Origin of the sequence: Corallincola platygyrae (assembly GCF_039544265.1) — a bacterium.
Lineage (GTDB): Bacteria > Pseudomonadota > Gammaproteobacteria > Enterobacterales > Neiellaceae > Corallincola > Corallincola platygyrae.
In genome coordinates this window covers 265,551-276,394 of record NZ_BAABLI010000015.1, presented here as the reverse complement: position 1 = coordinate 276,394, position 10,844 = coordinate 265,551, and the positions used below count along the sequence as shown (strand labels likewise).

Sequence of the window (10,844 nt, the reverse complement as noted above, 5' to 3'; positions counted from 1 at the left end):
TCAGCCGGGCAGTCGGATAACGTCACTGAGGTTCCACTGCCTGGCGGATAAACCCTGAAGTTTGGGGGCTGAAACATGATTTCAGCCATTCGTTAAATGTAAAGGCAGTAGATAAATGACGCAGTACAGTTCCACCCGCAACAAGCGAAACCTTAGAAATGTACTATTTGTCTCCGCAGTATTGGCGTTTTCAAGCAGCGCCATGTTTGCGGTGTACCACACCAATCTTACTGAAGAGGTGGTTCAACCCACCAGCCAGGTCCTTATCCAGGGCAAAGACACCCAATTGCTAGCACAATTGGTCACTGATATGGGCGGTAAAGTGACCCATAAGCTGGAAGTGATTAATGCAGTGGGGGCGGAAGTCACCGCGCAACAGCTTGATCAGATAAGCCACTCCAGCCTGGTGAGACGTATTCAGGCGAACGGTATTGCCACACTTGACTCTGCAACTAGCTGCGGTGTCACCGGAGATCACATCCTGAAAATTGAGGCCGATCATATCAGCTGGTCGCTTTTCAATATTGGCGATGAAGCCATTACTCTTTCTCAGGTAGCCATGCAGTGGCCAGAAGAGTTTGGCGCACTCACCAGTATCAGCTTTGGCGACATGATTTTTGAAGAGCTGGACCCTGCGCTAATGCCGAGTGGCAGTATTGCTCTTAATGACGCCCAAATGCTGACAGCGGCCTTGCAGCGCCAGATTCAAATGGATGAGCAAACCAATCTGGTGCTCACCTTTGATGCCATTGAGCCACTATACAATGTGGCTGGTCAGGCTGATTTTGACCTGACAGCTACCTTTGCCGAAGGCTGTGAAACTGGGCTGGTGACTGGTTACCCTGGCTTAGACAGCAATGTTGAAGATAGCTACTACACCCACCCCATCAGCGCCGATGATCTTCATTCGGAAGGGGGCACAGGTGCAGGCGTTACCGTCGCAGTTATCGATTCTGGTATCTGGTTAGATGCAGACGGTCTGGCTAAAAATACTCAGCTTGAAAGCCGTGTACTGGCGACTTACGACGCGATGCAGGATCTGGAAGGCGTTGCGTTAGATGAAAACGGCCACGGCAGCCACATCAGTTCAATGATAGCGAGCAGCCTTGAAGCTACCGACAGTGGCTCATTCACCGGCGCTTATCATGGCATCGCGCCTGATGCTAATCTGGTGGTGGTGAAAGCTTTTGATGTAGAGGGCAAAGCAACCTATCTGGATGTTGTGCGTGCGATTCAGTATGTCATCGACAATAAAGACACCCACAACATCCGCGTTCTTAACTTGTCGTTTAGTGCAGAGCCGTCTTCCTACTATTGGGAAGATCCAATCAACCAGGCTGTGATGCAGGCTTGGCAGGCAGGTATTTTCGTAGTGGCTGCTGCAGGTAACTCAGGCCCCGAGGCAATGACCATCGGCGTTCCAGGTAACCTGCCCTATGTTATGACCGTAGGTGCTGTGAGCGATAACTACACACCTAATGATCTCTCCGATGATTTTCTGGCGACCTTCTCCTCAGCCGGTCCAACATACGAAGCCTTTGTAAAACCTGAGGCCCTTGCGCCGGGTGGTCATATGCTCGGACTTGTTGAACCGATCACTGCACTTTCTCAACAATTCCCGCAATATCAACTGGGTAACCACTTGATGGTTTCAGGTTCATCGCAGGCAGCTGGCGTTACCAGTGGTATTGCCGCGCTGGTATTAAGCCAACATCCAGAACTGACACCAGACGATCTGAAGTGTCGACTGATGGATAGCGCAGCAATGGCGGTAGATGAAAATGGTGAGCCTGTATACAGCGTGTTCCAACAGGGTGCTGGATACCTTGATGCAAAGCGTGCAGTCGACTCTACCGCACTAAATTGCGCAAATATCGGACTTGATATCGCAGCAGATATTAACGATGAGAAGCATTTCCAAGGACCAGCAGTCGAGACTGATGAGGGAGTTTATGCGATTGATAACTCCGATATCCCAGTCTGGGACGCAACTAATCAATGGCAAGTCACTAACCAGTGGCAAGTAACAAACCAATGGCAAGTAACAAACCAGTGGCAAGTAACAAATCAGTGGCAAGTGACTAACCAGTGGCAAGTGACAAACCAGTGGCAAGTGACAAATCAGTGGCAAGTGACAAATCAGTGGCAGGTCGGCAGCATATATCAGGCCAACGCCAGTGATGACGCCGAAAAACAAGTCGAAGGTACCAATTGGGTGCCACAACAGTAAAGGTGGAGGAAGTACATGTTACTAGAATCGGGGCTACTGGTTAGGCGTAGAATTAGCCTTGTTTCAATATTGCTTGTGCTTTCATTGCTGCTCGCTTCGCGAGCAGCAGCTACTTCAACTCCTTCTGTCAACTATCGGTTCAAACCTGCTCCATTCAGCGAGCAAATATCTCAGCCAACCGTAAAAAAGTTATTGGAAGACAAAGAAGGATTCCTTTGGTTAGCGACCCAAAGCGGTTTAATCAAGCTAGATGGAGTTCAACCCAAGGTTTTCCTCAACCACAGAAACGAGCCAGGCTCTCTATCTGGGCACAACATCGCGGACATTACACAAAATAGTGAGACTGGGGAGGTTTGGGTCGCCTCTTATGCTAATGGTCTTAACGTTCTCAACAGCGATGGGTTAACTTTCACTCGATATCCTCTGCCTGACCAATCTCCGTCTAGATATATATGGAAAATATATCTAGATAGTGATGGAAAGCTATGGATTGGGTTCGATGGCGGTGGTTTAGGGTGTTTTGACACAAAGAATAAAGAATATATAAATTGTGGCACTGAAGCTTTACATAGCTTGATGAAAGAAAACACTATGATGGTAGCCATAGAAGATCATAGTGGAAATATTTGGATTGGAACCGATGGAAATGGATTAATAAAACATTCCAAGCACACTACTAAGACTTTACATTACTCAATAGTTTCTGGACATCAGAACATTGAATTACCCTCTACTATTACCGCCCTGCTTGAGGACCACTTAGGTAGGATATGGCTTGGCGGAGATGGTCATCAAATATTTACGATTGAAAACAACAGTATCATTCCAATTGACACTAGTTCCCTGGAGCCTAACGGAAATATTCGGGTTATTTTCCAAGACGACAAGAAACGAATTTGGATAGGCGCGGATAAGGGGCTCGCCACCTATAACTGGGAAGATGAATCGATTCAACCTTTCCATGGAAAGAATGATATTTTTATAGGAAATATGGTTCTTAACATCCTGCAAGATAGTAAAGGTCTGGTATGGGTTGGTACATTCTCTGGTGTATATTTCGGTACCGAGAGCGTCTTTGAAAAAACAAACAAAAGCAGTGGACTTGAAAACGAGCTTACATTTGCGTTCGCAGAAACCAGCAAAAACTACTGGGTGGGAACTTACCATGGCTTACATATTCAGGACAAAACCAATGGCAATATCTCTGTTTTTGAAGAACATGGTACTCCTAATACACAGCGTGTAATGAGTTTGGCTGCGCATAAAGAAACCCTTTGGATTGGAACTCGGGCAGATGGGCTTCATGAGTTAAACACTAGCACCGGAAAAAAAGAGAGGTTTATCAGCAACGCCGCTGATCCTACAACCATTGGTGCTAATGGAATTACAAAGATATACGTAGACTCTTCAGCGAATTTGTGGGTTGGTACCTTTGGTGGTGGGGTAAGTTTACGTCGTAACGGTGAAAAAGAGTTCAAAAGGTTAAACCACAATTTCGAAGACGAAACTAGCCTAAACAGTAATAAAGTATTTGCCATATTTGAAGATAGCAGTGGTGAAATATGGATAGGTACGGATAGTGGTGTAAACAGGTTTAATCCAGAATCAGAAACTTTTACAAGATATCTGATTGATGATAACCCAGTAAAATCAAGAGGATTTGTTTCTGAAATATTAGAAGATGAAAATTCTAATTTATGGATAACCTTTGAGAATGCAGTGATAAAGTGGAGTCCAGAGGATAGAAAGCAAGGGATTCCAGAATTTCAAAACATTACAAATGATATTGGTGTAATAAACAAGAAACTATACGCTGCACTTCTTGATGACCATGGCTATATTTGGTTTTCAACCAACAAGGGGCTTGTTAGAGTATCAACAAGAGACTATACAAGTAAAGCATATAATAAAAGCCATGGCCTTCAAGATGACGACTTCAATTTTGCATCATCATATAAGGCCAAGAATGGCGATATATTCTTTGGAGGTAACAGAGGGTTCAACCAATTTACTCCAGCGGATATAGACGTAAAAGGTAGAAACTACGAAGTTATACTCAGCAAGATATTTCAGTTAAATAAAGAGATTGAGTACCCCGTAAGTCCTCACAAGTTAGCACATGCTACTTTCAAACACTCAGACTATTTATTGTCATTTGAATTTTCAGCTCTGGAATTCGCAAAACCACATCACATTTTTTATCGATATATGCTGGAAGGCTTTGATAGTGAATGGGTAGAAATTGGCCATCAAAATCGTGCGACATTTACCAACATACCCTCAGGTAACTACACGTTAAAGGTTCAAGCAACCGGCAATACCAACTACTGGAATGGTCCAGCGATGGCATTGGATATCACCATACTCCCCCCTCCATGGCGAACTTGGTGGGCCTACACCATTTACACCCTGTTAGCATCCCTGCTTATCTACCGGATCTACTCCCAACAGCGCGAAAAGTCGCAAAGGGTGCGTAAGCAAAAAGAAGCGCTAGAAAAAGAGGTAGCACTGCGAACCGAAGACCTGACGCGATTAAACCTCGAGCTTGAGGAGACGGTCGACGAACTGAACGTCGCCAAAGACAGGGCTGAGGAGGCCAATTCAGCGAAGTCTGCTTTCTTAGCGAATATCAGTCATGAAATCCGTACCCCAATGAACAGCGTCTTGGGTATGACAGAGCTTCTATTGCGCTCTCCTCTCAGCGAACAGCAGCGTCGCTTTGCAGTCACGACACAAAGGTCAGGGGAGGTTTTGCTTGGCCTTATCAACAACCTGCTCGACTATTCGAAAATCGAAGCGGGTAAGGTTGAACTAGAGCAGTTACAGTTCAACCTGCACGAACTGATTACGGAAACCTGCTATCTGTATGCCGACCAAGCGCAGAGAGAAGGCGTTGAGATCAATCACATCATTAGTCAGGATGTACCTGAATATGTCGTCGGCGACCCCAACCGCCTGCGCCAGATCCTGACCAACCTGGTGGGCAATGCCATTAAGTTTACCCAGCAGGGAGAGATCAACATTCGTCTTTCTCAGGCGCTTCAAGGCACTCGCATTAGCGTACAGGATACGGGTATTGGCATTGCGCCTGATGCTTTAAAAGACATTTTCAATGCCTTCTCACAGGCAGATATTTCCACCACACGTAAATTTGGCGGCACAGGTCTGGGCCTCTCTATCTGTAGTCAGTTAGCCGACCTGATGGGCGGTAAGATCGAGGTGGAATCGGAAGTCGACAAAGGTAGCTGTTTCTCGATCATTGTCAGCCTTCCACCCGCGAGTACCGCACTAAGCAACGCACCAACACTACCGTTTCCAACACAAGTGCGGACCGCATGCCGAAATGCTGGTGAGCAGGAGATGGTTACCAGCCAGCTGGCGCTTCTGCAATTGCAGGCGCAACCAATTGGCGATACTCCAATTCTGGCAGCACTGCTGGACCCATCCGCAGACACCTGTGTTATGGCAGATATCGACCAGCTAACCCCAGAAGAAGCAAAAATGTTGGCGGCTATGCCAGTCGATAAGCAGAAACGGATGATCTTCCTGACGCCGGTTGCATTGGAGTCTTTGGGCGAGGAACTTCGCCACTGCCAGCGCCTGACCAAACCTATCGATGGTCGTACTTTGAAAATCGCGTTGAGCATAGCAACCAACCAGGCACTGCCAGAAGACGACACCCTTGTACGAGGCCGAAATGACGACCAGATAATGAACCAGTTCGACGCCACGGTACTGGTAGCAGAAGACACGTACGCCAACCAAGAAGTGCTTAGAGCCATGCTGCAAATGCTTGGCTGTCGCGTCCACATTGCTGCCGACGGTCGTCAAGCAGTAGACACTTACAAAGAAAACAGTGTCGACCTGGTGTTAATGGATTGGCAAATGCCACACCTTAACGGCTATGAGGCAGGCAAACAGATACGACGATTCGAGCAGGAAAACGACCTTAAACAGACTCCAATCCTCATTGTTACCGCAGGCATGATGGATGCAGAGCGGAAGCGTTGTTTGAATGCAGGCATGAATGGCTACCTGAATAAGCCACTGGCTTTGCGTGACCTTTACGACGCTTTGGAAGAATTCCTGCCAGATCCGCTGAGAACAGATGCCCCCATCGATCCTTCGGCAGGTGGTGGTGAATTAGATGGAAACCTGATTGACGGTATTATAGATATGTCCGCCATCAACAACATTCGTCAGATCCAACAAGAAACCGGTAACGACTTGTTAGGCCGTGTATTTACTGCGTTCCAGAACGAAGTAAGAAGCAAAATAGATGAGATAAATCTGCATCTGGAAGCAAACTCACAAAGCGAATTGCGTGCCGCTGCTCATGCCATTAAATCGCTGAGTTCCAACGTCGGAGCCAAACGCCTCAAAGGGATGAGTCATGATTTGGAACAAGCCGCAGCACACGGAGACCTAGCCGCATGTGAGCGGTTGCTGGTAGGATTAGAACCTTGTTATCGACAGGCAGTCGAGGCCATCAGCGAAGTAATCAGGACAGCGTAAATGCATTCGCCGAGTATAAAAATGTCAGAGAAACCCGTCGTACTAGTATGTGATGATGACATCACCATTCGCTTGATGATGAGAGAAACCCTCTCACGTGAAGGTATTGACGTTATTGAAGCGGGTGACGGCCGTGAAGCGCTGGAAAAGTTTCAAGAGCACTTCCCTGACATGGTACTGCTTGACGTAAGCATGCCTTATCTTTCTGGATATGAGGTGTGTGAACATATCCGCCAGGAAACAACGGGGGGCGACCTGCCCATAGTGATGGTCACCTCCTCTGACGATATCAGTTCGATTAACAAGGCCTACGAAAGTGGCGCCACAGACTTCCTGGCCAAACCCATCACCTGGCAGATCCTCGGCCAACGTGTTCGCTACATGTTGAGAGCAAGTAAGGCGTTTCGTGAGCTCAAGAGCAACGAGGAGCGGTTGAAGTCGAACGAAGAGAAGCTCAGGTACCTGGCTTATTACGATGAGCTGACCGATCTACCTAATCGCCAGATGTTTAATGAATACCTGGCTCGAGGCATCTCCCAAGCTAAAAGAGACAAGAAAAAAGCAGCACTGCTTTTCATCGATCTGGACCAATTTAAACGCTTTAACGACACCCTAGGACACGCCTTTGGCGACAAACTACTGACAAAGGTGTCAGACCAGCTTAAGAACACGTTGAGGCCAAACGATTACGTCTCCAGAAACCATGGTGTCAGTGCTACTAATGAAGAGCTGGAGTTAGCCCGCCTGGGGGGGGATGAATTTACCATCTGCCTTACCGATGTCAGTCACAATGCCGACATAGCCCGTGTCGCTAACCGTGTTATTGAAAGCGTTTCTCAGCCAATGTTGGTAGACAATTATGAAGTGATGGTGACACCAAGCATTGGTATCGCCGTTTACCCCGACGACGGCGAAGAGATTGAGACATTGCTGAAAAATGCCGATACCGCCATGTACAGCGCAAAAGACGCAGGGCGAGGCTGTTTTCAGTTCTACAGCAACGAGATGAATGCCAAGGCATTACAACGCCTGCGCATGGAGAACGAATTACGTAAGGCGATTGAAAATCAGGAACTAAGGGTACTTTACCAGCCAAAAGTCGATGTCGAAAAACGCGAGTTTATTGGCGTTGAGGCACTGGTCAGGTGGGAGAATCCTGAGCGAGGTATGGTATCACCCGCCGAGTTTATTCCTCTGGCCGAAGAATCTGGGCTAATCATCGATATCGACCACTGGGTGCTGAAAACTGCATGTGCCCAAGCCGTCGAGTGGCAACAGACGCTGGGTATAGAGATCCCTGTGGCCGTCAACGTGTCAGCACTCAACTTCAAACAGGACGATCTGGTCGAACAGATCCAAAAGGCTCTGAGCATGACCGGCTTACCGCCATCTCAACTAGAGCTCGAGATGACAGAAAGTGTGGTGATGAGAGATGTTGAAGAAAATACGGTACGACTGAACAAGCTCAAGGCTATGGGGGCCAGTATTTCCGTCGATGACTTTGGTACAGGCTATTCGTCGCTCAGTTATCTGAAGCGCTTACCCATTGACCAAGTTAAAATTGATCGCTCCTTTGTCCGCGATATCGAAGAAAGCGCCGAAGACCGGGCTATCGTCAATGCCATCATTGCCATGGCGACATCGCTAAAACTGGATGTACTGGCGGAAGGTGTCGAAACGGATGAGCAGACCCGCCTGCTAAAACAAGCGGGATGTCAGAGATTACAAGGTTTTCTGTATGCGAGGCCGATGCCTGCCGAGGAGGCCGCGGCACTGCTGAAAGCGGGCTTTAACAAGTTGGAGGCGGCAACAGCAACAACACCATCAGAGGTGTGTTCCGCTTAAGATGGTTATCGTGGCGCCTGCTCGGCCAACACTTTTTGCCAGCGCCGCCACAACGCGAACACACCAAACAACAGGATCTCTATTATACCGGGCCAACCCAGTATCAACCTCGCGCCCATGGTGCCTTTGAATACCGCCAACTGGATCAGGTGCATCATCACCACCAGTCCAGCCACCAGATAGAGGATGAAGGCAAGATCACCCGCAAACGGCTGAATAAAGTTGCCGATTAACACTCCCCAAACACTCAGCATGACCAAGTATCCAATAGGCAACATCACTTTATAAAACACCTGACCACTCCTGCTACTGCAAACCTAACGGTTATGCCTCTATTTCAAACAATCGATAAACAACCTGCCCCGCAGTTTTCTCTCGGTGCAGGTGCCAGTTTGGTGGCAACGGCGGTAACGGCAACTCTTTCTCCGACTCGATGTAGATCTGGCTGCCAGCTTTTAGCCAGCCGGGCGCAGCCAAACCCTGAAGGACCTGTTCAAGCAGCCCCTTTCTAAATGGTGGATCGATGAAAACAAGGTCATACGGCTGTGTCGGTGGTTGTTTTAGTAGCTGCAGCGCATCGGCGCACTTAACTTCGCCTGTGTCCGCTGAAAGCGTGGATAGATTGGTTTTAATCTGTTGCGCAGCTTTACTGTCTTTTTCCAGAAAAAGCACCGAATCGGCAAAGCGAGATAAACACTCAAAACCCAGACCGCCGCTACCGGCAAACAGGTCCAGGCAGCGAGCGCCTCGAACATCATGCATCAACCAGTTAAACAGGGTCTCTTTTACCCGATCAGTCGTGGGCCTTAAGCCTTCACTATCCAGTACAGGCAGCTTTCGACCACGCCATTGACCGCCGATAATTCGGATCTGGCCACTGGAACCACGATTTGGTCGTTTTGCCATCGTTTACCACGCTTATTATGTTAATATCACGGCGCATTTTAGAGTGCTGGTGGCGTAACGCCAACTAATGCAATTCGGTTACCCGTACTCCCCATCATATAACCTCGGTAAGTCAGAGTTAGAACATGGCAGAAAAGAAAAAGGGCTTTTTGTCCTGGTTTGGTAAAGAGAAATCTAAATCAGAGCAAAGCGAAGTTGAGACACTCCCCTCAGAAGAAGCGTCGGAATCTTCCACTGCGGAGCCAATTCCCGAGGAAAGTAGCGCCAATACTCAGCCTGCGCCTATAGCAGAAACACCTGTGGAACAAGCACAGGTGCAAGACGCCTCAGACAATGACGATGCAAATGATGCTGCAGACACACCTGCCACAGAGCAACCTGCACCCCAGCCTGAAGTACAGGAAAAGCCTAAGCGTGAAAGTTTCTTTAGCCGCCTGAAACGTGGCCTGATGCGAACCCGCACACAGATTGGTAGCAGCTTCGCTAATCTGTTTCTGGGCAAAAAAATCGATGATGAGCTGTTTGAAGAGTTAGAAACCCAGTTGCTAATGGCCGACGTAGGCGTCGACACCACCATGAAAATCATTGACTCATTGACTGAGCAAGCGGATCGCAAGCAGCTGAAAGATGGCGAGGCGCTATTGAGCCTGCTGAAGCAAGAGATGGCTACCCTGCTCAACGAAGTAGATTCACCACTGGGCACAGACAGCAGTGATGGCCCATTTGTGATCCTGATGGTGGGCGTGAACGGCGTCGGTAAAACCACCACCATTGGTAAGCTGGCCAAACAGTTCCAGGCCCAGGGCAAAAAAGTGATGCTGGCAGCGGGTGATACTTTCCGTGCCGCCGCCGTAGAACAGTTGCAGGTATGGGGCGAACGCAACGAGATCCCAGTGGTTGCACAACATACCGGTGCCGACTCAGCCTCGGTAATCTTTGATGCACTGGAAGCTGCTCGCGCACGCAACGTTGACGTGTTGATTGCCGACACCGCAGGTCGCCTGCAAAACAAAGCGCACCTGATGGAAGAGCTGAAAAAAATCGTCCGTGTGATGAAGAAGCTAGACCCGAATGCACCACACGAAGTGATGCTCACCATTGATGCAGGTACCGGCCAGAACGCCATCAGCCAGGCGGAACTATTTAACGAAGCGGTCGGACTTTCAGGCATCACTCTGACCAAACTCGACGGTACAGCCAAAGGCGGTGTCATTTTTGCGGTCGCAAACAAGCTCGGGATCCCAATTCGTTACATTGGTATCGGCGAAGGGATCGAAGATCTGCGAACATTCAATGCTGATGAATTCGTAGACGCGCTATTTAGCGAAGAAGAGTAGCCACGGACCCA

5 protein-coding genes and 1 pseudogene are annotated in these 10,844 nt (G+C 48.4%); 4 read left to right on the top strand and 2 right to left on the bottom strand.

The window, feature by feature from the left end; genetic code table 11:
- Positions 1-115 precede the first annotated feature (115 nt).
- The 3 genes from ABEA14_RS13880 to ABEA14_RS13870 are packed head-to-tail and all read left to right on the top strand — an operon-like array spanning position 116 to position 8,590.
- The gene (locus tag ABEA14_RS13880; RefSeq protein WP_345340626.1) at positions 116-2,230 is read left to right on the top strand and encodes a S8 family peptidase; all 2,115 of its coding nucleotides are present in this window, start codon (positions 116-118) and stop codon (positions 2,228-2,230) included.
- Between the two features lie 15 nt (positions 2,231-2,245).
- Positions 2,246-6,745, top strand: a complete 4,500-nt coding sequence (locus ABEA14_RS13875) for a hybrid sensor histidine kinase/response regulator (protein WP_345340625.1) — start codon at positions 2,246-2,248, stop codon at positions 6,743-6,745.
- A gap of 21 nt (positions 6,746-6,766) precedes the next feature.
- On the top strand, positions 6,767-8,590 hold the full coding sequence (locus ABEA14_RS13870; protein ID WP_345340624.1) for a two-component system response regulator: 1,824 nt from the start codon (positions 6,767-6,769) through the stop codon (positions 8,588-8,590).
- A gap of 5 nt (positions 8,591-8,595) precedes the next feature.
- Here the strand turns inward: ABEA14_RS13870 and ABEA14_RS13865 are convergent, their stop codons facing one another.
- Positions 8,596-8,883 (bottom strand): DUF1145 domain-containing protein, encoded by a 288-nt coding sequence (locus ABEA14_RS13865; RefSeq protein WP_345340623.1) that lies wholly within the window; start codon positions 8,881-8,883, stop codon positions 8,596-8,598.
- Positions 8,884-8,914: 31 nt separating this feature from the next.
- Positions 8,915-9,496 (bottom strand): 16S rRNA (guanine(966)-N(2))-methyltransferase RsmD, encoded by a 582-nt coding sequence (gene rsmD, locus ABEA14_RS13860; RefSeq protein ID WP_345340622.1) that lies wholly within the window; start codon positions 9,494-9,496, stop codon positions 8,915-8,917.
- A gap of 392 nt (positions 9,497-9,888) precedes the next feature.
- On the opposite strand from rsmD, the pseudogene ftsY reads away from it, so the two are divergent.
- A pseudogene (gene ftsY / locus ABEA14_RS13855) lies at positions 9,889-10,833 on the top strand (signal recognition particle-docking protein FtsY); the annotation flags it as partial.
- Positions 10,834-10,844 lie beyond the last annotated feature (11 nt).

Coding starts and splice junctions, on each gene's coding strand:
- ABEA14_RS13880 (WP_345340626.1), top strand. CDS start 116: ATGACGCAGTACAGTTCCACCCGCAACAAGCGAAACCTTAGAAATGTA.
- ABEA14_RS13875 (WP_345340625.1), top strand. CDS start 2,246: ATGTTACTAGAATCGGGGCTACTGGTTAGGCGTAGAATTAGCCTTGTT.
- ABEA14_RS13870 (WP_345340624.1), top strand. CDS start 6,767: ATGTCAGAGAAACCCGTCGTACTAGTATGTGATGATGACATCACCATT.
- rsmD (WP_345340622.1), bottom strand. CDS start 9,496: ATGGCAAAACGACCAAATCGTGGTTCCAGTGGCCAGATCCGAATTATC.